The sequence below is a fragment of the Microcystis sp. LEGE 00066 genome, from assembly GCF_015207925.1.
GTDB lineage: Bacteria > Cyanobacteriota > Cyanobacteriia > Cyanobacteriales > Microcystaceae > Microcystis > Microcystis ichthyoblabe_A.
Genome location: NZ_JADEVX010000066.1, coordinates 1 through 22301, shown reverse-complemented (window position 1 = coordinate 22301; position 22301 = coordinate 1). Strand labels below are relative to the sequence as shown.

Genomic DNA, 22301 nt, shown 5'->3' with positions numbered 1-22301 from the left:
CTTCCCCACTTCCCCCTTTCGCCAGAATTAGTCTCAATCAGGTTTTTTTAAGAGTTTTGCGCCACAGTTTTTACAAAAATTGGCATCCATATCGTGACGGGGTAAACCACAATCTGGACAAGGATAATCAGTTTGAGTGCCAGATTTTAATAGTTGTTTAGTCAGAGTGCTAATTTGCAAGGGAATTAACAAAACTCCCGTTAAAATCATTAAAACTGTCACCATTTTGCCCCCATCAGAAAGGGGAGTTACATCCCCAAATCCCACGGTAGTCATAGTCACAACGGCGAAGTAAAAAGCATCAAAAAATGTCCGATAGACTTGGGGATTAATCGGGTGTTCGATCTGATAAATTAAACCCGCATAGACAAAAATAATCGAAAATAGAGTTAGTAAAATGCGAGTAAATACTATCTGATCGGAAGTTTTAATTTGAAAAATAGAAAGATCGGAACCAAAAAAACTAATCACTCGCAAAATTCTAAACCAGCGAAAAATTCTAAAAAACCTAATATCAAAAAAACCAAAAAATAGGGGCAGAATTGACAATAAATCTAGGATAGAAAAAATATTAAAAACAAAGCCTAGTTTTGATTCTGCACACCAAAACCGAATTAAATACTCCAGGGAAAATAAGCTTAAAATTCCCCAATCAAGCTGACGTAACCACATTTGCCAAGTGGCGGATAAGGGATAGGTTTGAGCCACATAAATCCCCAAAGAGAGTAAAATTAGTGCTAGGATAAGCAGATTTACCGTCAGTCCGATCGCCGTGGTGACATCCTCTAAATAAAAAGCTATCTTGGCACGAAAAGAGAGCATAAATTCAGCTATCAGTAAACAGCAACCAGTAATCAATGAACTGAAAGCTCACATCTGATAACTGATAACTGATAACTGATTAAGGTAATTCCACCGAAGTTGGTTTAGCAATATGAGGCAAACCCCAACCCAATTTTTCCCGGAGGATGCGGAAGAATTCCGTCGATTGCAGACGAATAAAATGGACTTGGTGGGGCGATTTCTGCACATTAATTCGATCTTCTGGCAAGATATAAGAACCGCCATTGCCGTCCACTACCATCACCATCCGATTAGCAGTTGCCGGAAAAATATTCACAGTTTCCTTGTCAGAAAATACCAAGGATCTCGAAGCTAAAGAATGGGGACAAATGGGAGCTAATTGTAATACCGGCACATCGGGAGTTATTACCGGGCCACCGGCGCTGAGAGCATAGGCAGTAGAACCAGTAGGAGTGGAGAGAATCACCCCATCGGCAGCGATATCGACAGGTGCGTGTTCACCAATTTGAATCTCAAAATGACACATACTGGTGAGGGGTTCCCGGTGGACGACCACCTCATTGAGAGAAAGTGCCTCCCAGAGGAGGGTATCTTCGCGAAACAGTCGTACCGTGATCATCGAGCGATTTTCGATGGTGTATTTCCCCTCTAGAACCTGCTCTAAGGCGGGTTCAAGCTGATTTAGGTAAATTTCGGTCAAAAAGCCCATGTGTCCCGTATTGACCGTTAACAGGGGCAAATTAAGGGTGGCCAACTGCCGGGCTGCCGATAGGACTGTACCATCGCCCCCCAGCACGATCGCAAAACTTAAATCTTGCTCGAAGTGGGGGGGGACTAACTGATCGATCGGGGTAAAACAAACCGGACGAGAGGGTTTAGAATGGCCTAGCAGACCACCGCTGCCGGTAGCCATAAACACCTGGCAACCTAGGGAAAGTAGCTGATCTTGTATCTGATGGGCTGTTTTACAAGCGATAGGCTTAATATCGTTGTAAATAATGCCGATTTTGGGCATTGACAAATTTTCCTACTGCTGAATCACGCTTTCTTTTTGAAAGGAGTTTTCTTCTTCTTCTGAGCTTTTTGTTTCTCGAAGTCGATTTCCTTGAGCTTCTTGAGAATGCGGCTAAAGTATTCTTGTAAATAGGATTCTAAAGTAGTTGTTTGATTCGGATCAAGGCCAAATACTTGATAAACTTCTGCCATGGGGGCATCAAGGGCTTGATCACTAGCGAGAACTTCCGCAAAAGCTAGTCGGTCAGATATATTATAGGTCCATTGGAAACAACGGCTTATTCCTCGCATAAAACGCAGTAATCCCATGGGTAAACGCCAAATTTTCCCCTCTTTACCCGATAGGCGTTCGCAAACTTCGATAATTTCTTCAGCTTTCCAAGCTTTGCTGCCGACCACGGGATAGGATTGACCGACGGTTTCGGGGACTTCTAGGGCGCGAACGGCGAATTTAGCGATATCTTGGGTGTCCATGTAGGCGATCGCTGTACTTTCTCCCGTGATCCAGACGGTTTGATTATCTAACATCGGGATGGCGTATTGACCGATTAAACCCTGCATAAAGCCACAGGGACGGAGAATTGTATATTTTAAACCCGATTCTGCTAGAAATTTCTCGGTGCAGCGTTTTATCTCCATCAAAGGCACGTTGGGATATTTTTCGGCATTGAGAATCGAGAAGAAAATAAAGCGATCTACTCCGGCGGTTTTGGCCGCTTGAATCAGATTAACTTTACCATCCCAATCCACCTGTTTAATGCTGGCTGAGTCCGTCGCCCGGGCAGTAGCGGCATCGATCACCGCGTCCATTCCCTCTAAAGCAGCAATAATGGTATTTTTATCCCGCAGGGTTCCCCCGACTAATTCCGCGCCCCATTCCTTCAAAAAAGCCGCTTTTCTCTGACTGCGTACCAAACAACGCACTTGATGTCCCTGATCGATGGCATGACGCACGATCTGTCGCCCTAGGGTTCCCGTCGCACCGACAACTAATACTTTCATCTATAATTAATTTTTTGTTACATTTGTTAACACTTCTCTAAGATAGTATCAAAAAAGTGGCTCATTAGGGATAGAAAAATTCTAAGATTCCCCGATCCCCGTCCAGTTCTACCATTGTTCCCACAGGTAAAGCGGCATTATCGCCATCATGACCGAAAGGTAACTCAGCAATAACCGCAATGCCTAAATCGCCCAAACGCTCTTTTAAGACTTCCTCCACGGTTTGGCTATCACTACCGGGAGCTGCCAGACAACGGCTAAAACGACCGAGAGCAATGGCTTTAATTTGGGAGAAAATGCCCAGCATTCGCCACTGAGTTAACATTCGATCGATCCGGTAGGGGGCCTCGGTTACGTCCTCTAGGGCTAAAATTACCCCCTCTAGGGTGGGTTGAACCGAGGTTCCGAGGAGATGGGTGGCTACGGTTAAATTAGCTGGTAATAAGCGTCCCCGCACTTTGCCCCCACCCCAACCTTGACCGATAAGAGGGGCTAAAGGACGACCTTCCAGAAGAGAAAAGAGGCGATCGATTGATTGGGGACTTTCTTGGGCTAAGGTGGTTAAAACTGGCCCGTGAACGCTACAAATGCCCTGTTTCGCTAAACTCCATAAAATCCCCGTCACGTCGGAAAAACCGATTAACCATTTCGGGTTAGTTTTTGCCCATGTCCAATTTTCCAAGAGGCGAGCGCTACCGTAACCCCCCCTAGCGCAGAGAATTGCTTGACAATCGGCATCTTGCCATGTTTGGGCTAAAGCTTGACGACGTTGCTCGTCGCTACCGGCGAGATAACCGAGACGATTAGCCCAATTCTCGCTAAATTCCACTTGATAACCCCTTGATCGCCAGATTTCTACGCCTTTTTCGAGGGCGGCTAATTCCTTGACGGCTCCACTGGTGGCCACCAGAGAAACTTTAGCACCGGGTTGCAGAAATGATGGGATGATCATAGGCGGATTAAGCTGAAATTACAGGCAATTTTGTGGCAGTATGAAAACTGACAGCATATTCTATCGAATGTTTCTCGATTTTCCCGATTCGTTCTTTGAATTAATCGCTCAACCCGATGCTAGGGTTAGCAATTATCGATTTACTTCCCAAGAAGTCAAACAACTAGCTTTCCGATTAGATGGTTTATTTTTGCCGCTCGATAATCTGGAAAATTTGCCTTTTTATCTGGTAGAAGTGCAGTTTCAAAAGGATGAAGACCTATATTATCGATTATTTTCGGAACTTTTCTTGTATCTTAGACAGTATAAACCTTTGTCACCCTGGCAGATAGTTGTTATTTATCCTAGTCGAGAAATTGAGCGAGAACATCCCCAGCAATTTGCCGATTTTTTATCCCTAGCAAGGGTTAAAAGAATCGGCTCTTCGTTACTTGTTATGGTTCGATAGGGGGGCATAAATTGACTAAATCCTTCTCTGGCAAGAGACTTAATTGATGAGTTCGCTCTAGATAAAAAACAATTGACAAAAATCGCCAAATGCCTTTCTACATAAGGGTTCCATCCCTTATAACCCCAGTCCATTGCATAACACAAACCGAAGAACCAAAGAATCTATCTGGATGAATTGCCAAATGACGAGACTTCTTCCTTAGCGATCGCTCTGATCAAATTGGTTACGGAAAGTGAGAGTCAAGCTGTTAATTCTGCTAAGATTTTAATTAAACAGGCTCAAAGAGAAGTCAGCGATCGCTTAGTGCAGAGAAATGTCATTGATTTAATCGAAACGATAATCATTTATAAGTTACCCCAAAAAAGTCGAGAGGAAATAGAAGCTATGTTGGAACTACAAGACCTAAAACAAACTCGTTTCTATCAAGAAGCTTTTGGAGATGGAATTGAACGGGGAATTGAACAGGGAATTGAACAGGGAATTGAACAGGGAATTGAACAGGGAATAAACTTGCAAAAATTGAAAACAATTCCGCTACTGCAAGACCTCGGTTTAACCCCGCAACAAATCTCGGAACGCTTAGACTTGAATCTGGAAACAGTGCTTAACTATTTGACACAACAGCAACAATGATCAATCCTGTTTCAACAGTCTAGAAAAACAGCAGTCGAGAGGAAATTGAAGCTATGTTGGAACTACAAGACCTCAAACAAACTCGTTTCTATCAAGAAGCTTTTGAACAGGGAATTGAACAGGGAATTGAACAGGGAATAAACTTGCAAAAATTGAAAATAATTCCTCTACTACAAGACCTCGGTTTAAACCCAAAACAAATCTCAGAACGCTTAGACTTGAATCTGGAAACAGTGCTTAACTATTTGGCACAACAGCAACAATAATCAAACCTGTTTCAACAATCTAGAAAAGCAGCAATTTCTAAGTAGTTGGCAAATGAATAGTAGTAAATCAGTGACCTTTAAGCTATCAGCAATGACATGAAAACTGACAGCATATTCTATCGAATGTTTCTCGATTTTCCCGATTCGTTCTTTGAATTAATCGCTCAACCCGATGCTAGGGTTAGCAATTATCGATTTACTTCCCAAGAAGTCAAACAACTAGCTTTCCGATTAGATGGTTTATTTTTGCCGCTCGATAATCTGGAAAATTTGCCTTTTTATCTGGTAGAAGTGCAGTTTCAAAAGGATGAAGACCTATATTATCGATTATTTTCGGAACTTTTCTTGTATCTTAGACAGTATAAACCTTTGTCACCCTGGCAGATAGTTGTTATTTATCCTAGTCGAGAAATTGAGCGAGAACATCCCCAGCAATTTGCCGATTTTTTATCCCTAGCAAGGGTTAAAAGAATCTATCTGGATGAATTGCCAAATGACGAGACTCCTTCCTTAGCGATCGCTCTGATCAAATTGGTTACGGAAAGTGAGAGTCAAGCTGTTAATTCTGCTAAGATTTTAATTAAACAGGCTCAAAGAGAAGTCAGCGATCGCTTAGTGCAGAGAAATGTCATTGATTTAATCGAAACGATAATCATTTATAAGTTACCCCAAAAAAGTCGAGAGGAAATAGAAGCTATGTTGGAACTACAAGACCTAAAACAAACTCGTTTCTATCAAGAAGCTTTTGAACAGGGAATTGAACAGGGAATTGAACAGGGAATTGAACAGGGAATTGAACAGGGAATTGAACAGGGAATTGAACAGGGAATAAACTTGCAAAAATTGAAAACAATTTCTCTACTGCAAGACCTCGGTTTAACCCCGCAACAAATCTCGGAACGCTTAGACTTAACTCTGGACACAGTGCTTAACTATTTGGCACAACAGCAACAATAATTAAACCTGTTTTAACAGTCTAGAAAAACAGCAGTCGCTAAGTAGTGGACAAATGGATAGTAGCGAATCAGTGACCTTTAACCTATCAGTGATAACTCGATGAATAACGACTTATTGACTTTTCTCTTTGGTGTTACCCTTCTCATTCTCTATCTAGTTTTTTCAGCTTTAACCGAGATGGGAACAAAATGGCCTTGGACAAAAAAATAAGAGAAATACTTATAGATGTGAATAAACATAAAATCGGGTCAGGGATTCGGTCATTGGAAAAATTCTATTCGCTCTACTGATAAAATATGAAACTAATTGGTGATATTTCCCCGAGCTTGGATTTATTCTTGTTGCTTTTTTTCTGGCATTGTCTCATCGGTGCCATTGCTACAATCATCGCTATCAATAAAGGCTATCCAAGATTAAATTGGCTAATCTTCGGCCTTCTGGGAGGAACCTTTACCTTTTTTATCGCTCTTTTCCTGAAAAAAAAGCCCAAAATTTAAGGGATGATATTGCTTGATTATCCTTTAATAGTTCCCATCAACACCTCTAAATCTTCTGCGTCTAACTCCTCTGGGATGCCATTGCGAATTAATTCCGAAAAATCCTCATTGGGAACCATAAAACATAGTGCATAAAGTCTTCCGTCCCCCACATTTCTAATCTCGTGAATACCCGTGGGACGGACTAATAAACTATCCCCCGGCCCCAGGGGAATCGCTTTACCATCACAGATAGCCATTCCCTCCCCTTTGAGGATAAAAAACATTTCTACGGCAAAATGATGACGATGAGTAGGGGTGCGACCGTGGGGATCGAAAATTTCCACACAAACGGTCAAGGAATCCCCCGCTACGGTAGAATCAAAGACGATCGCTAAACGATTCGTATCCCCAGCGCTAATGCGAAAAACTTGATAATCCCGGGGAGATCGAATCACGGGTAACATACAATAATCGCTGGTCAGTTGGCTATTCATCGCTAATTTCGATCAAACTGTGGATGATTCTAAGACTAGCAAAATTTTCAACTTCGCTCGATTGCGTCCACCACTTTACTCACATCTACGATCGCAGCCACATCATGGACGCGCAGGATATCGGCCCCCTTAGCGATCGCTATAGCACAGGCCGCCGCCGTTCCGAAAACTCGTTCTTTTGGGTCATCTTTGCCTGTAATCTCGCCAATAAAGCGTTTTCTCGACAATCCAATCAAAATAGGTAAATCTAAATCCCGAAATTGCTTTAATTCTCGCAATAACTCAAGATTTTGTGTCCCAGTTTTGGCGAAACCAATCCCCGGATCGATGATAATATTTTCCCTAGCAATACCCCACTGTACAGCTTCCTTAACGCGATCCTGTAAAAATTCTTTAATTTCTTTGACTAAATCATCATAATGTGTTAGAGATTGCATCGTTTGCGGATTGCCCCGCAGGTGCATGAGGATGATGGGAACGGCCAATTTAGCCACCGTGGGCAATAATAGGCGATCGAAGGTTCCCCCGGAAATATCATTGATCAAATCGGCCCCGGCGGCGATACCTTCGGCCGCCACGATCGCTCTAGTGGTATCGAGAGAGATAGGAATAGAACTTTGTTGTCGAATAGCGGTGATTACGGGGATAACTCGCGATAATTCTGCTTCTAGGCTAATTTCTTGCGCTCCCGGACGGGTGGATTGACCACCGATATCGATTATATCAGCCCCAGCCTCGATCATTTTCATCGCCTGTAGCAGGGCATTTTCAACATTGTCAAATTCTCCCCCATCACTAAAACTATCGGGAGTAACGTTCAAAACACCCATGATATAGGTGCGTTTTCCCCAAGCAAAAATATGTTCACGAATTGCCGTTAAATTGGACATAATAATAGACCTCTTGTAAAAATCAAAAATTGTTGTTAGGGTTAGGAGTCAGGAGTCAGGAGTCAGGAGAATTAAGAATGAATAATAATTAATTAAATGGTCTATTTACATATTTTATGCAATTTAATCCTTACTTTTGCCGTTTTTGAACCTTCACAAATTAATTATGCAAGAGGTTTAATAAATCCTGTAACTGATAACTGATAACTGATTACTGATAACTGATTACTGACGGTGATAGTTAATTTTTAAGTAGAGAAGAATCTTTTAATTCAAAATAAGCTTGTACTTCTTCTTTCCAGAGTTGATATTTTTCTTGAATTAGTTGATATTGACTGGCAAAATCGAGGTTACAATCAACGAGATTGCTATCGATATCGGATTGGACTAATTCCCGTTCGATTAGGGTTTCTCGGATAAATTTTAAACATTCTTGTCTCAAAGTTTCCGCTTGATCGATAATTAGCTGGACTTGATTAATTGCTCGATCATACAATGGAGTTTGTGAGTGAAAAATTTCCGAAGATGCGGCCAGATTTCGCAGTCTATTTAATTGATTTTTCTTTTCTACTAAACTGGCAATTTTGGGGTTAATTTCAAAAAGCAAGGTTTTCACCAGAGGAGCCAAGCGGCGAGTGTTAATATAATCGTAGTTATTAAGATCTGATTTAATCAGGTGTACCTGTTGTAAATCGACTGTAATATCGTGGAATTGGATCTCGGTTTCGGTGATGGTGGGATGAATTGTTTTAACTTTCCACGTGGTAACAGAAGTCAACTGCTGGCGATCAATATTAACCATTTGCTGCTCCATTTTCAGCACATCGAGGGGAATGCTATAAAGTTTTTTCTCAGGGATATAGATAACATCGCTACCGAGAATGCGATCGATTTTAGGACGACGATATAAATAATGATACAGGAATCTATAAAAGCTTTTACTACCTTGAAATATCTGGAGAAATAACCAAATTTTCCAGCTAAATAACCCGCTGAGAAAGCGTCCGAATAGAGGGGAATTCGAGGAGGGGTTATTCATGAAATTCCGTTATCAGTTATCAGTGAGGAATCGGAGGTTTGGTTCTTTTCAGCGATCAGTAAATAGTAAATAGTAAACAGTAATCAGGGATAAAGATAAAGATAACTAACTATTTAACTTAAAACTTACATCTGATAACTGATAACTGATAACTGATAACTGATTAAGGACGTTCTCCGGGTAGATTTTTTGAAGATGTTGGTTTCGATCTTACCTGTTGACGACCGTTGCGGATAACTTGTAACATTTGCCCTAATTGTCGATCGAGATCTTCTAAAACCGCTTCAGCATAGTCGTCAGCGCCTTTTTGAATTTCATGACATTCAGCTTGGGTTTTTTGTCGTAACTGTTGTACTTCCTGCAAGGTGCTGTGACGCATCTGTTCGATTTCATCGAGGGTTTGTTGTTGCAAGGATTCGCATTCCTGTTGAACCCGTTGACGAATTTGGGCCGCTTGCCGTTCTGCTTGTTGAATAATACCGGACTCGTCGAGAATTTGGGCGGCTCTTTGTTGAGCGGAACGCAGGACTTGTTGAGCGTATTCCTCTGCTTTAGTGATAATTTCCTGTTCTTCCTGCAAAATTGCTAAAGCTTTCTGTACTGCTGGTGGCACGGTTTCATAGATAAGATCGATTTGTTCGGCTATCTGTCCCTCATCGATCATTGTCCAACGGGTGAGGGGGATATGGAAACTATCAAAAATCATCTCTTGCAGACGCGCCAAATCCTGATAGATATCGAAATCGACGGGTGGACTGGGAACCCCACTATTAGAAGTGTTAGGTACTGCTTTTCTGGGATCATTAGGTTCTCGGCGCGCCATAGGTTCAGATCGTCCTCATTACTGTATTTTAGTATGTTAACTGTAGTATGAGTAAATATCCCTAGAAACGTTTTCCGGGACTAGATGACTGACGGAGCCACCGAATTGAGCGATTTCTTTAACCACGCTACTACTTAAAAAACTATATTCTTTAGTGGTGGCCAAAAAAACCGTTTCGATTCCTTCCCAGAGAGTTTTATTGGTATGTGCCATTTGCAGTTCTTTTTCAAAGTCTGAGAGAACCCGCAACCCCCGCAACAGCACCTTAGCACCTTTCAATCTGGCATATTCAACCGTTAATCCTGAAAAACTGTCTATCTCAACGTTTTTCAGGTGTTTTGTACAGTAACTGATCTGTTCTATGCGTTGTTCGACGGTAAACAGGGGGTTTTTATGGGGATTGCAGAGAACTGCCACGATTACTCGCTCGAATAGTGGCACACTGCGTTCGATAATATCTAAATGACCGAGTGTAACTGGATCGAAGCTGCCGGGGTAGATGGCGATCATTTCTCAACCTTCACACCTCGCCAAAAAGCGATATATCCTTTAATATTTTGGGCTTTTGGCTTAGGATCGGGATAATACCAAGCGGCATCTTTATTGTCTTGTCCATCTACCCTGAGAGTATAATAACTAGCCTCTCCTTTCCAAGAACAAATGGTATGGGTGTTACTGGGTTGGAAATATTCAGCTTTGATGGTATCGGGGGGAAAATAGTAGTTTCCCTCGACAATTTCGCAGTTATCGCTTTCCGCTACCACTGCACCATTCCAAATCGCCTTTGCCATGACACTAACTCCTAGTTCTGGTTCAAAATCATCTTACAACAGAGTTTGTAAATGTTGAACCAGTTGGTTAACCTGCACCACTCCCTCGATTCGATCGATCGGTTGACCATTTTTAAAGACTACTAAAGTGGGTAAGGCTTGAATACCGTACTTAGTAGCTAAATTAGGATATTTGTCTGTATCAATTTTGACAATTTGTAGGCGATTTTTGAAATAGATCCCCGTTTGTTCTAGAATCGGAGCCATCATTTGACAAGGACCACACCAAGTGGCATAGAAATCCACTAACACGGGAAGATTAGTGGTTTGCAACAGTTCCTGAAAACTGGAAAACTCTTTTTTGACTGCCATAAATTGTCACCTCGCCAGAAAAATAGCCTTTTCCCTACTATAGCTTTTCTAGATGCTCCTTGATTTCTTCAGAGCAGTTATCGATCGCCGGGAAAATGCTAAGTTAGGTAAAGACTCTGAGCCAAATCTCCATGAACATCCTAACCAAGCTGCTTTTTCCCGAAACTAAAACCCCAGAGCAAGTAGGTTCACCGCGAGTACAGAAAAGCCGCCGGGGAATCGAGACTAAATCCGCCGCAGAAATCGTTATTATGCGACAAGCGGGTAAAATTGCCGCCACAGTCCTCAAAGAAATTGCCCAGATCGCTCAACCCGGGATGACGACGGCGGATCTGGATGCTCATGCGGAAAAACGTATCCGCGCAATGGGTGCTACTCCCAGTTTTAAAGGTTATTATGGCTTTCCTGCCTCGATTTGTGCCTCCGTCGATAACGAAGTCGTTCACGGTATCCCTAGCTCGAAAAAACGCCTCAAAGCCGGTTCTGTGTTAAAGGTAGATACGGGGGCCTACTACCAAGGTTATCATGGGGATTCCTGTATCACGATCGCGATCGGTTCCGTCTCTCCCAAAGCCGCAAAATTAATCCGTGTGGCGGAAGAAGCTTTATATAAAGGCATAAATCAGGTAAAAGCTGGCAATTATCTGCTCGATATCGCAGGAGCGATCGAAGATCACGTTCAAGCTAACGGTTTCCAGGTGGTAGAAGATTTTACCGGCCATGGAGTCGGCAGAAATCTCCACGAAGAACCTTCGGTATTTAATTTTCGCACTAATCAGTTACCCAATGTCAAACTCCGCGCCGGGATGACTCTGGCAATTGAACCAATTGTCAATGCGGGATCTAAACATACCAGAACTTTGCGCGATCGTTGGACGGTGGTGACGATGGATAATGCTCTCTCCGCTCAATTTGAGCATACTGTCTTAGTAACCGCCGCAGGTTACGAAATCTTAACCGATCGCAATAACCTATAAAATTGTCTATAGATTTTTTTGCTCCGGAATCTTAATTGAAAATTTATTTAGTGGCAGGATTTAGTCAAAATGTTTAAAAATATCGTTGTTGCCTTAGATTGTGGGGAATTATCGCATCGAGTCCTTCAGTCCTTGAATTCCCTTTCTCTAACGGCAAATTCTTACATCATCATCACCCATATTCTTGGTAAGGAGGGAGATGAATCGGCAGTGGATCGCCCTCACCCCTCCCGTGAGATCATTGAAGATCAATTGCGCTGCTATCAATCCCAGATTGCTACCCCTAGTGAAATCGAGGTCATCTTTGGCGATCCAGCGGAGGAAATTATTCGTTTAGCTAATATCTATCATGCTGATCTGATCGTGATCGGCAGCCGGGGATTAACGGGAGTTCAACGGGTGATCGAAGATTCTGTTAGTAGTCTCGTGGTGGCAGAAGCTACCTGTTCCGTATTGGTGGTGAAAGCATAGCAGCCAGCATTAAGCTAGAAAAGGTACTCTGGAAAGAGCGCCTAAGTAGGGTTTGCTGAATAAATCTAAAAACCTTGTTAGATAAGGCTTTTAGACTTTTTTGACCTCAAAAAGTGCTGACAATTGGAGTGATCGGGGGTAAAATTCCTGGACTTTTTCCCTGAAAATTAGGTAACTGACTACCTCAAAATCGGTAAAACCCCACACCCCACACCCCACACCCTGTCCCCACGAAAAACTTTTTGCCGCAAACCCTAAGTAGTCTTGAGCATCACTGCTGACTAAAATTTGCAAATCTTATTTTTCCCCGATGTTTTCCCCCATACATTCCCCGGTATTTCCCCACTCACTCCCCAGTTTTCCACAGTTTACCCGGACTTTTCCACAGGCAACAGCGATAGAATCGGCACTTGCTTCTAGAAAAAATTAATCTTGATTGTCAAAATCCCCATCGATAGATACTGAGTTAATGTTAAGTTAAGTAAATAAAATCTGGCTCTAACCCTTATTCCCTCGTAAATATTAAGTTTTTCTAAAGCATTCCTTTACATCTGGTAATATTGCAACTCCCTCCAACTTGGCTCACAATAGTCCTTACTGTCCACTGCACCAGTCAGGGATTTCCCCACTTCCGATCAGAGGTAAACGATATGAATACATCAGTCAGTATCTTGGCAGAAATCCCCGAAATTCTCCACCAATCCCTACAACAATACCTAGAAACTCACCCCGGTTGGGATCAAGATGGTGTGTTTACGGCGGCTTTATCATTTTTTCTGCTTAATTGTCAATCCCCCGAAAGGATGAATTTTGAGGAACAAAATAGCTGTGCCAAGGTTTATCTAGAAACTTTGTTCCAGCGCTCGGAGTGCTAATTCGGTGATAATAAGAGTCGGGTCCTGGTTAAAAACCCGATTTTCCCCTATGAATTCCGATAAAACCCCTAATTTAATCATTCCTCAGCTAATTATCGGTTTGGGCAATCCCGAACCCAAATATGATCGCACCCGTCATAATATCGGTTTTGAAGCTGTGGACTCATTAGCGCGGGATTGGGGGTTATCTTGGCAGGAAAACAAGCGATTTCAAGGTTTTATCGCCGAGGGTGACGGTCCTTTCCCATGCAAAATTCGTCTCTTGAAACCCCAAACCTATATGAATCGCTCCGGGCAATCGGTGCGATCGGTGCTGGACTGGTATAAACTAGCTCCAGAGTCGATTTTAGTCATTTACGATGATATGGATCTGCCCCTGGGCCGGTTGAGAATCCGTCTATCGGGATCGGCTGGCGGACACAACGGTATTAAATCGATGATTGCCCACGTTGGCACGGAAAACTTCGCTCGTTTACGCATAGGAATCGGTAAATCAAGCGAAAAAGCCACTATTTCCCACGTTTTAGGCCGATTCACCCCCCAAGAAAACGAAGTCATCTTGAAAGTGTTAGACTTGTCCAGAAAAGCGATCGAACTTGGTCTCAAACAAGGGTTACAAAAGGCAATGAGTCTCTACAACAATCAAAGTGTAGCGATTGGCTCTAATCTATGCTGATAGCAAATAAGCCTGATTTTAGTAATGGTTATAATCGCCATTTTCGTCTATGCTCCTACAGAACCCTTGCTTAAATTTTGATCGCCCTTTGCTAGATTAGGTCAATTTTTATCCTCGATATTAGTAGTTTAAGTATGATTAATCGCCAAAGTTTGCGGAGATTCGTCCACAGGTTTAATCTCATTTTATTGATAATCGCTACAGTTTTTTGTCTTTGGGGTAATGCTGCTTTTGCCCATCGTCCCCATGATGTGATTAGTCAAGTGGAAGTTTCTCCTGATTTCCAGACAGATAATACAGTATATATCTTGGTGCGAAATAACTTTTATAAGTCTAGCGATGGAGGTAGCAACTGGACAAGATTAATTCAAGGTTTAGATTATACGGGGGAATTAAGTTCCTTATCCCTATCTCCCCTCAATAAAAATATTCTCTATCTAGCTTCAAGATCCAATGGTATTTATAAAAGTGAAGATGCGGGGGAATCTTGGCAGAAAGTTAATCAGGGTTTAGAAACTAACTTTATTAACTTCCTAGAAATTGCCCCTTCCGATCCCAATATAGCAGCAGCAGTGGGATTAGAAAAAGGGGTTTATTTAACCGAAGATGGTGGTAAAAATTGGTCAAATATTTTCCCCACCACGGCACTGATAACCTCTCTAGCTATTACTCCCAACAATCCAGGGCGAATTTTTTTCGGGGATGAACAGGGTAAATTATACACTTCCTCCAATGGGGGGAAAACTTGGCAGAATCTCCCTTTAGCTGCTAATGTGGGGGCAGTGGATACAATTGCTTTTTCTCCTAATTTAGACAGGGATAAAACCTTTTTTGTCGGCACAAAAGAAGCGGGTATTTTTAAAACCGTTGATGATGGTAAAACCTTCCAAGCTGTTAACGAAGGAATTAAGGATAAAATCATCGAAGACATCGTTATTTCTCCCGACTATGCTCAAAACTCCACTCTTTATGCTATTACTTGGCATGACGGAATGTATGTTTCTCAGGATGGGGGCAAAAGTTGGAAAAAAATGAGCGAGGGTTTAACCAAAGATAAACAGGCTGATGATTATAAAGTTCCCCATTTTATGGATTTAAAAGTCGTTAAAGATACGATGTTTTTGGGGGGATTTAATGGCTTATTTAAAACCACAGATAGCGGCAAACAATGGCAGGAAATAGAAACTTTAGCCCGGGCAACAGTTATAGCTATGGCGGTTTCTCCTAATTATGCCCAGGATGGTACTGTCGTCATTGCTAATTATATAGGCAATATCTTCATCAGTCGGGATAAAGGGGAAACTTGGACACCAATTAATCGTGGTTTAGAAGTTTATCGACTTGGTAAAGATCCCGAAGAATCAGGACAAGATCCCCGTCGTTTCTTTGACATTGCCTTTTCTCCTAACTATGGACAGGATCGAACCATTTTTGCTGGGTTTTTACGCAATAGATTTGCCAAATCCGCTAACGGTGGTGATTTATGGAAAATTATCGAAATTGATCAGAAAGTCCGCGGTCCGAGGATAGTTCCTTCCCCAGATTTTGCCAAGGATAAAACTCTTTTTCTCACCAATCAGCAGGGTAGAATATTTCGTTCTACCGATGGAGGAAATACGGTTAAAAATATTAGTGAAGTGGGCAGAATTTTCGGTAATTATGCCCCTGCTATGGTAGCTTCCCCCGATTTTGCTAAGGATAAAACTTTGTTTGTCACGGGAAAAGAGGGTATTTATCAAAGTGTTGATGGTGGACTAACTTGGAAAAATGTCAGCCAAGGAACACCTCTATCAAAAACCCCTAATGTACAGTTGGCAATGTCTCCCAATTATCCCAAGGATGGAACTATTTTTGCTGGGACAGTTTCTGGTTTGTTTGTCAGCAAAGATGGGGCTAAAAGTTGGACAAAATTAGAGAAACCGGGGTTCAATCCCAATACTTCGGTAGAAACCATTGCTATCTCTCCTAATTACGCTAATGATCGCACGGTAATGGTTAGTTTACAGGGAGATGGTTTGTTTAAATCTACCGATGGTGGGGAAACTTTTAAATCAATTGGTGATCCTAAAATACCCCTAGTGAAAATTCATAGTATCCCTTCCTCTGGTATCTCCGTCCAGTTTTCTCCTAATTATGCTCAAGATAAAACTTTATTCGGTTTTGGTGGCGCTAAAACTACAGTTTTTCGTTCCACCGATGGGGGAGAAACTTGGACAAGTGTAACTATTCCTCCTCACGAGGAAGAAGATACACCCCGCTATAAAATCGGTGAGTTTTTCTTTAGTCCCCTTGGCGCAATCTTGCGCTTAGTTGTACCGATTCTCCTAGCAATCGTCGCTTATTTTCTGGTGGGTTTCCTGAAACTGGAGAAAATTATTAATCTTCCTAAATCCTTCTTCCGCATGACAGGAGCATTGATGATTTTTCTGTTTGTTTTCTTCGTTATCATCACCCAAGTTTAGGAGAAATTTTGACCGGCGGGGCTTGACAAATCCCGCCGCTTGCCATATACTTATATGTATAATGGGAATCCGTGCCTGCCTGCGACCTCTGATTTTTGTGGCAGTTATCCCCTCACAGAATTAACCATCGGCAACGTAGGGATTGACCATCTTAGCGGGGTCAACAATGCGATCAAAATCCTCTTCCTCGATGTATCCTAGTTGCAAGGCTGCCACTTTCAGTGTTAAATCCTTTTTTAGGGCATAATGAGCGACGTAGGCAGCCTTTTGGTAGCCAATCACGGGACTTAGAGCAGTCACCAGCATCAAGGATTGATTTAAAAAAGTCTCAATTTGTTTTTGATTAGCAGTCATCCCCTTAACCAAAAACTGACAGAAATTAGCGCAACCATCCGTGAGCAAACGGATAGACTGCATGAGATTATGAATCAACAGCGGTTTATAAACATTCATCTCCAGATGTCCCCCAGCGCCTCCCATCGTCACCGCTAAATCATTAGCTATCACCTGCACTGCTATCATCGATAAAGCTTCGCATTGGGTGGGGTTAACTTTCCCCGGCATAATTGAAGAACCCGGTTCGTTTTCTGGCAGCTGTAATTCTCCGATTCCACAACGGGGACCACAGCTAAGTAAACGGATATCATTAGCAATTTTATAGAGGGAACTAGCAATAGTTTTCAGTCCCCCGCTCAAGAAAACCAGAGCATCGTGGGAACCTTGCACGGTAAACTTATTAGGAGCAGTAATAAAGGGTAATTTGGTCAGATTAGCGATTTCGGCAGCCACATCTCGATCAAAATCTGGAGGAGCATTAATTCCTGTACCCACTGCTGTTCCTCCCAAGGATAAACGATAGACTTTTTCTAGACATTTTTCTAGCCAATCGCTGCCATCATCTAATAAACCCACATAACCGGAGAATTCTTGTCCGAGGGTTAAAGGGGTGGCATCCTGTAGGTGAGTGCGACCAATTTTAACTATATTTGCCCATAATTGCGCCTTTTCATCGAGACTATTCCGTAATAGTTGCAGACTGGGAATTAATTTTTCCTTGACTGCCAAGGCAACGGCAATATACATGGCCGAGGGAAAGGAATCATTAGTCGATTGGGACATATTAACATGATCGTTAGGATCCACGGGCGTTTTGCTACCCAGAGGATTCCCCGTCAGTTGACTGCAACGATTGGAGATGACTTCGTTGATGTTCATGTTAAACTGGGTGCCACTTCCCGTCATCCAAACGTAGAGGGGAAAGTTATCTGCGTGTTGTCCGGCTAAAATTTCATCGCAGACTTGACAGATAAGGTTTTTTCTCTCCTGACTGAGACGATTTTTTTGCTGATTGACAATCGCACAGGCTTTTTTGAGAATGGCATAGGATGCGATCATCTCCCGGGGCATGAGATTATCACCGATACTAAAGTATTGTAGGGATCTTTGGGTCTGCGCTCCCCAAAGTTTATCGGCAGGTACGGGGATTTCTCCCATGCTGTCTTTCTCGATGCGAAATTCTGTCATCTTTAAGTTACTTCTGCATCTGGCCTGAAAAGAGAGGGTCTCCAGGGCGACACGGATTCCCACTATAAGAAGAGTATAAGTCAAGTCTGGCTGGTTTGTCAAGCCCTATGGGGACTTTTTCTGTCGGCATTTTTATCCAGGAGGTTGACAAGAATAACTGGCAGGGTGCTGCAGTGATTATGAGACAAAAACTGTTATATTTTAGGGAAGATAATCAGTAAAAAAGACGGGATTGGAGACTATGGACACAGCGATCGCATTAAGTTGGACATTGGGAATTATGTTAGGGTTGATGACCCTTTTGTTTATCTTACGGATCGTGCTGACTTGGAATCCACAGGTAAATTTAAATAGCTTCCCCTTTAATATTATTGCCTGGCCAACAGAACCTTTTTTAATCCCCGTGCGTAAACTCATACCCCCCTTGGGAGGAGTTGACATTTCTCCGATTATTTGGGTGGGAATTTGTACGCTGCTGCGGGAAATTCTTCTCGGTCAACAGGGTTTAATTACCATGGCCTTAAAATAATTAGACCTCTTGGATATTGGGTGAAAAAGGTTGACAATGCCCCCAGAACAGTTAAGCTTATTTTAATCTCTGTAATTGCGTTTATGGCTCATTTAAGTTATGAAAAACTCAATTTAACCACAAAAATCGCCTATGGTGCTGGCGATTTAGGACCGGCTATCACTGCCAATATCTCAGTATTTTACCTGCTATTTTTCCTCACTGATGTGGCAGGATTATCGGCAGGATTAGCCGGTAGTGTGCTGATGGTGGTGAGAATTTTCGACGCTATTAACGATCCGATCATTGGTATGTGGAGCGATCAAACTCGTACTATCTGGGGTCGTCGCTTACCATGGATGTTATTGGGGTCGATTCCCTTCGGAATTAGCTATTTTTTACTGTGGTTAATCCCGACTAATAATCAATTATGGTTATTTTTATATTATATTTTTATCGGCATTATTTTTAATTTAACCTACACGGTAGTCAATCTTCCCTACCAGGCGCTCACCCCTGAATTAACTTATGATTATAATGAGAGAACCCGCTTAAATAGTTTTCGTTTTGCCTTTTCGATCGGGGGTAGCATTCTCTCATTAATTCTCTATATTCTCGTCTCATCGTCCTATGCCAATGATCTCCATAAAGCTTTTTTATTGTTAGGTGTAGTTTGTGCTTTAATCTCAATTATAGCAGTTATTTGGTGCGCTTTAGTTTTACAAGAACGAGGAGCAAAAGCGATTCTCAATCCCGCTCAGAAAAGAGTTTTGGCAATTGCTTTTATAGTTATTGGTGCGCTTTCCTTGGTCTATGGAGTAGGAAAAATTGGGGGAAATCCCAGAGATTTTATCGCTATTTCCACAATTTTATTAGGAATAGAAGGGATAGTTTCTGGTTTAACTATTTACTATGGTAAAACTGAAAATCATCTCAGGGATGGTGCGGCAATTAAACAGAGAGAAGCTGCTGATAATACCGAAACTATTCCCCTGAAAGAACAATTAAAAATAGTCTTTGGTAATCGTCCCTTTTTATATGTTATTGGCATCTATCTTTGTGCTTGGTTAGGAGTACAATTAACCGCCTCGATTTTGGTTTACTATGTCGTCAGCTACATGAGACTATCGGAAGCAGAATCGGGTTTAGTCGCTTTAGCAGTACAGGGGACAGCTTTAGCGATGTTATTTTTTTGGCAAGCAGTTAGTCAAAAATTAGACAAAAAGATAGTCTATTTTTTAGGGATGATATTCTGGATTATTGCCCAAATTGGTTTATTTTTGCTCCAACCAGGAGAAATAACTTTAATGTATATTTTGGCAGTTTTGGCGGGATTTGGCGTATCTGTGGCCTATTTAATTCCTTGGTCAATGGTTCCTGATGTGATTGAATTAGACGAATTAGAAACAGGAAAACGTCGAGAAGGTATTTTTTATGCTTTTATGGTACTTTTGCAAAAAATTGGTTTAGCTTTGGGGTTATTTATTGTCGGTATTGCTCTAGAAACATCGGGGTTTAAACCGAGAATACCAGGAGAAGCAATTCCCCTGCAGCCGGATAGTGCTTTAATAGCAATTCGCCTAGCAATTGCGCCTTTACCGGCATTTTTTCTGATCATTAGTTTAATTCTTGCCTATTTTTATCCAATTACTCGCCAAGTTCACGCCGAAATTTTAGACCAATTAGCAGCAAGAAGACCGGAGGAAAAGTAAACATCAATTGTCGGCCGTCAGGAGACAGGAAATTATTTTTTTATTCCCGAACTTCCTGTCCAAAAAAATCAGCAAACCCTTACCCTAAAGCATTTGTATTGACTTTTGAACTACTGATTACTGGGTACAATCGACCCAGCAGCATAATGTCTTCAATGAGTATAATGTTATCGATAGCTAAATTGTACAAAAAATGAAATCCTATCCAGTAGAGTTCCGTCAGAAAATCCTAGACTGTTATTATAACGAACCCATCTCTCAAAGACAATTAGCGAAAAGATTCTGTGTAACCTTAAGTTTCGTACAAAAGCTTTTGAAGCAATCTCGAGAAACGGGAGATATTCGACCGAAGACTTATCGATGTGGCCGTCATTTAAAACTTACGCCAGAACAGATGATCGCCCTCGGTGATTTGATTGAGGAAAATAATGACGCAACTCTAGCCGAACTATCGAAACTATTCCTAGAAAGAACCGGTATATTGTTAAGTGTGACCACAGTGGCAAGAATAGCCGAACGCTTGAGAATCACCCGCAAAAAAAACTCTACACCCGACCGAAAAAGAGATAGAAAGAGTACAAAAACTTAGACAAGAATACAAAGGATAAAATTCGGGATATATAAGATTAAACCCTAATCTAGTTGGTTCTTCCGAACTTACACTGTAGAAAATTCCTCAAGCTCCCTCTCTGCCCAGCAATGCTCTAAAGTTGATAAATATCAATCTAACAAAAACTCAAAGCCTTAGTATACAAGCCTTATAAGCACGAGTTGTTGATAGTTTTACATGACAGGTTCGGTAGAGCCATCTAGTTATGACCAAAATCCAAGCTCGATCGCTTAAAGTAACTAGAGCGCACGAGACTAGACCTCTTAAAAAAAACCAAAATTTTGCAACTATTACGGAGATTACTAATTATGACCACAAACAATGCCGAGAATAACTCAATCTATCCCGTGCGTTGGCAAGATAACAAAGTCTGGCTGATCGATCAAACCCGTTTACCCATGGAGTATGGGGAAGTTGAGATCACCAGCAGTGAAGCCATGGCCCGGGCGATCGAAACGATGATTGTCCGCGGCGCCCCGGCGATCGGGGTAGCGGCTGCATACGGTATGGTTTTAGGAGCGCAGGAAATTAAAACCAACCAGAAAGAGGAATTTCTGGCTGATTTAACTAGAATAGCCGATCGATTAGCCCAAACCCGGCCCACGGCGGTGAATTTATTCTGGGCGATCGAGCGAATGTTAAAAGTGGCCAGGGAAAGTGGCCCAGAAGTGGCAATAATTAGCAAAAATCTCCTGGAAACTGCCCACAATATCCAAAAAGAAGACGTGGAAACCTGTCGGGCGATCGGTCATCATGGTTTATTGGCGCTGCCGGAGCAACCGGAAAAACTGACAATTTTAACCCACTGTAATACTGGGTCCCTAGCCACGGCCAGTTATGGCACTGCTTTAGGGGTAATTCGTTCCGCTTGGACGGCTGGTAGATTAATACAAGTGTATGCAGATGAAACCCGGCCAAGGTTGCAAGGGGCAAAATTAACCGCCTGGGAATGTGCGCGGGAGGGAATTCCCGTCACCGTGATCACCGATAGCATGGCGGCCCACTGTATGCAGCAAAAACTGATCGATGCGGTGATCGTTGGGGCCGATCGCATTGCGGCCAATGGGGACACGGCCAACAAAATCGGCACCTATTCCCTCGCGGTGGTGGCAAAAGCTCATAATCTGCCTTTTTATGTGGCCGCGCCGCTATCGACGGTGGATTTTTCCCTTAAGGATGGTACGGGGATACCGATCGAACAGCGCGATAGTGCCGAAATTTATCAGGTGGGGACGACAACCCTTTGCCCTAGAAATGTTAATTTTTATAACCCTGCCTTCGATGTTACTCCCGCCGCTTTAATCACCGCTATCATTACCGAAAAAGGAGCGGTAACGCCGGCTGAATTAATTTTTTTACAGGACTCCTAGGGGTGAGCTTTTTCCCCACTGATACCATTTTTATCTGGATTGGGGACTTGCGCTTTGATAATGTACCTTTTGGGCGAACGCAGTTCGCCCCTACATTGTGGACAAAATCCGTTACTGTAGGGGCGCAAAGCTTGCGCCCTCCGATCGATTGGGATATTATTCCCACGCAA

The 22301-nt window shown here is 42.3% G+C and carries 23 protein-coding genes and 3 pseudogenes; 14 read left to right on the top strand and 12 right to left on the bottom strand.

All coding sequences use genetic code 11. The annotated features are described in order from the left end of the window. Window positions 1-33: 33 nt before the first annotated feature. The 4 genes from IQ224_RS11235 to IQ224_RS11220 form a co-directional block, all read right to left on the bottom strand. Window positions 34-822 (bottom strand): ion transporter, encoded by a 789-nt coding sequence (locus IQ224_RS11235; RefSeq protein ID WP_194032946.1) that lies wholly within the window; start codon window positions 820-822, stop codon window positions 34-36. Between the two features lie 79 nt (window positions 823-901). After that, window positions 902-1819: an NAD(+) kinase gene (locus tag IQ224_RS11230; RefSeq protein WP_002750056.1), complete on the bottom strand. Its 918-nt coding sequence runs from the start codon at window positions 1817-1819 to the stop codon at window positions 902-904. A 23-nt stretch (window positions 1820-1842) separates the two neighbouring features. Continuing rightward, window positions 1843-2820, bottom strand: a complete 978-nt coding sequence (locus IQ224_RS11225) for an SDR family oxidoreductase (protein ID WP_002750051.1) — start codon at window positions 2818-2820, stop codon at window positions 1843-1845. A gap of 64 nt (window positions 2821-2884) precedes the next feature. After that, a complete protein-coding gene (locus IQ224_RS11220) occupies window positions 2885-3772 on the bottom strand; it encodes an LD-carboxypeptidase (protein WP_036400717.1) in 888 nt (295 codons plus the stop codon). Window positions 3773-3812: 40 nt separating this feature from the next. On the opposite strand from IQ224_RS11220, the pseudogene IQ224_RS11215 reads away from it, so the two are divergent. The 5 genes and pseudogenes from IQ224_RS11215 to IQ224_RS11195 form a co-directional block, all read left to right on the top strand. After that, window positions 3813-4184 (top strand): annotated as a pseudogene (locus IQ224_RS11215) (Rpn family recombination-promoting nuclease/putative transposase); the annotation flags it as partial. A 195-nt stretch (window positions 4185-4379) separates the two neighbouring features. Further along, a pseudogene (locus IQ224_RS11210) lies at window positions 4380-4856 on the top strand (DUF2887 domain-containing protein); the annotation flags it as partial. 32 nt (window positions 4857-4888) lie between these two features. Next, window positions 4889-5122: pseudogene (locus IQ224_RS11205) on the top strand (flagellar assembly protein H); the annotation flags it as partial. Between the two features lie 96 nt (window positions 5123-5218). After that, window positions 5219-6079, top strand: coding sequence for an Rpn family recombination-promoting nuclease/putative transposase (locus IQ224_RS11200; protein WP_084989885.1), 861 nt, complete (start codon window positions 5219-5221; stop codon window positions 6077-6079). Between the two features lie 296 nt (window positions 6080-6375). Further along, window positions 6376-6576 (top strand): hypothetical protein, encoded by a 201-nt coding sequence (locus IQ224_RS11195; RefSeq protein WP_002743555.1) that lies wholly within the window; start codon window positions 6376-6378, stop codon window positions 6574-6576. A gap of 17 nt (window positions 6577-6593) precedes the next feature. On the opposite strand, the gene IQ224_RS11190 is transcribed toward IQ224_RS11195, so the two are convergent. The 7 genes from IQ224_RS11190 to trxA all read right to left on the bottom strand — a co-directional run bounded on the left by IQ224_RS11190 (window position 6594) and on the right by trxA (window position 10946). Then, window positions 6594-7052 carry a cupin domain-containing protein gene (locus tag IQ224_RS11190; protein WP_002739902.1) on the bottom strand — a complete coding sequence of 153 codons (459 nt, stop codon included), beginning with the start codon at window positions 7050-7052 and terminating at the stop codon, window positions 6594-6596. Window positions 7053-7099: 47 nt separating this feature from the next. Then, window positions 7100-7942, bottom strand: coding sequence for a dihydropteroate synthase (folP, locus tag IQ224_RS11185; RefSeq protein WP_194032944.1), 843 nt, complete (start codon window positions 7940-7942; stop codon window positions 7100-7102). Window positions 7943-8183: 241 nt separating this feature from the next. Next, window positions 8184-8981 (bottom strand): hypothetical protein, encoded by a 798-nt coding sequence (locus IQ224_RS11180; RefSeq protein ID WP_194032943.1) that lies wholly within the window; start codon window positions 8979-8981, stop codon window positions 8184-8186. 163 nt (window positions 8982-9144) lie between these two features. Then, complete coding sequence (locus IQ224_RS11175; protein WP_002739760.1) at window positions 9145-9804, bottom strand: hypothetical protein; 660 nt, start codon at window positions 9802-9804, stop codon at window positions 9145-9147. Window positions 9805-9840: 36 nt separating this feature from the next. Then, window positions 9841-10314: a pantetheine-phosphate adenylyltransferase gene (coaD, locus tag IQ224_RS11170; protein ID WP_002743551.1), complete on the bottom strand. Its 474-nt coding sequence runs from the start codon at window positions 10312-10314 to the stop codon at window positions 9841-9843. Continuing rightward, window positions 10311-10595 carry a DUF427 domain-containing protein gene (locus tag IQ224_RS11165; protein ID WP_002743550.1) on the bottom strand — a complete coding sequence of 95 codons (285 nt, stop codon included), beginning with the start codon at window positions 10593-10595 and terminating at the stop codon, window positions 10311-10313. Before IQ224_RS11165 ends, coaD begins: the two co-directional genes overlap by 4 nt. Window positions 10596-10628: 33 nt before the next feature. Next, window positions 10629-10946 (bottom strand): thioredoxin, encoded by a 318-nt coding sequence (gene trxA, locus IQ224_RS11160; RefSeq protein ID WP_002743549.1) that lies wholly within the window; start codon window positions 10944-10946, stop codon window positions 10629-10631. 131 nt (window positions 10947-11077) lie between these two features. On the opposite strand from trxA, the gene map reads away from it, so the two are divergent. From map to IQ224_RS11135, 5 genes are all read left to right on the top strand, one after another. Then, entirely contained in the window at window positions 11078-11923 is an 846-nt protein-coding gene (map, locus tag IQ224_RS11155; protein WP_002743545.1) for a type I methionyl aminopeptidase, read from the top strand. A gap of 69 nt (window positions 11924-11992) precedes the next feature. Beyond that, on the top strand, window positions 11993-12394 hold the full coding sequence (locus IQ224_RS11150; protein ID WP_002743544.1) for a universal stress protein: 402 nt from the start codon (window positions 11993-11995) through the stop codon (window positions 12392-12394). Window positions 12395-13044: 650 nt separating this feature from the next. Continuing rightward, window positions 13045-13269 carry a DUF2811 domain-containing protein gene (locus IQ224_RS11145; protein WP_002739844.1) on the top strand — a complete coding sequence of 75 codons (225 nt, stop codon included), beginning with the start codon at window positions 13045-13047 and terminating at the stop codon, window positions 13267-13269. 49 nt (window positions 13270-13318) lie between these two features. After that, window positions 13319-13945, top strand: a complete 627-nt coding sequence (pth, locus tag IQ224_RS11140; RefSeq protein WP_194032942.1) for an aminoacyl-tRNA hydrolase — start codon at window positions 13319-13321, stop codon at window positions 13943-13945. Between the two features lie 134 nt (window positions 13946-14079). Further along, window positions 14080-16407: a YCF48-related protein gene (locus IQ224_RS11135; RefSeq protein WP_194032941.1), complete on the top strand. Its 2328-nt coding sequence runs from the start codon at window positions 14080-14082 to the stop codon at window positions 16405-16407. A gap of 120 nt (window positions 16408-16527) precedes the next feature. Here the strand turns inward: IQ224_RS11135 and fumC are convergent, their stop codons facing one another. Continuing rightward, complete coding sequence (gene fumC / locus IQ224_RS11130) at window positions 16528-17931, bottom strand: class II fumarate hydratase (protein WP_002743539.1); 1404 nt, start codon at window positions 17929-17931, stop codon at window positions 16528-16530. Between the two features lie 241 nt (window positions 17932-18172). Here fumC and IQ224_RS11125 point away from each other — a divergent pair, with 241 nt between their 5' ends. From IQ224_RS11125 to mtnA, 4 genes are all read left to right on the top strand, one after another. Next, window positions 18173-18460 (top strand): YggT family protein, encoded by a 288-nt coding sequence (locus IQ224_RS11125; RefSeq protein WP_002743538.1) that lies wholly within the window; start codon window positions 18173-18175, stop codon window positions 18458-18460. 83 nt (window positions 18461-18543) lie between these two features. After that, entirely contained in the window at window positions 18544-20151 is a 1608-nt protein-coding gene (locus IQ224_RS11120) for an MFS transporter (RefSeq protein WP_002743537.1), read from the top strand. A gap of 193 nt (window positions 20152-20344) precedes the next feature. Next, complete coding sequence (locus tag IQ224_RS11115; RefSeq protein ID WP_002743536.1) at window positions 20345-20740, top strand: hypothetical protein; 396 nt, start codon at window positions 20345-20347, stop codon at window positions 20738-20740. Between the two features lie 329 nt (window positions 20741-21069). Further along, complete coding sequence (gene mtnA / locus IQ224_RS11110; RefSeq protein WP_036400706.1) at window positions 21070-22131, top strand: S-methyl-5-thioribose-1-phosphate isomerase; 1062 nt, start codon at window positions 21070-21072, stop codon at window positions 22129-22131. The last annotated feature ends 170 nt before the right edge of the window (window positions 22132-22301 follow it).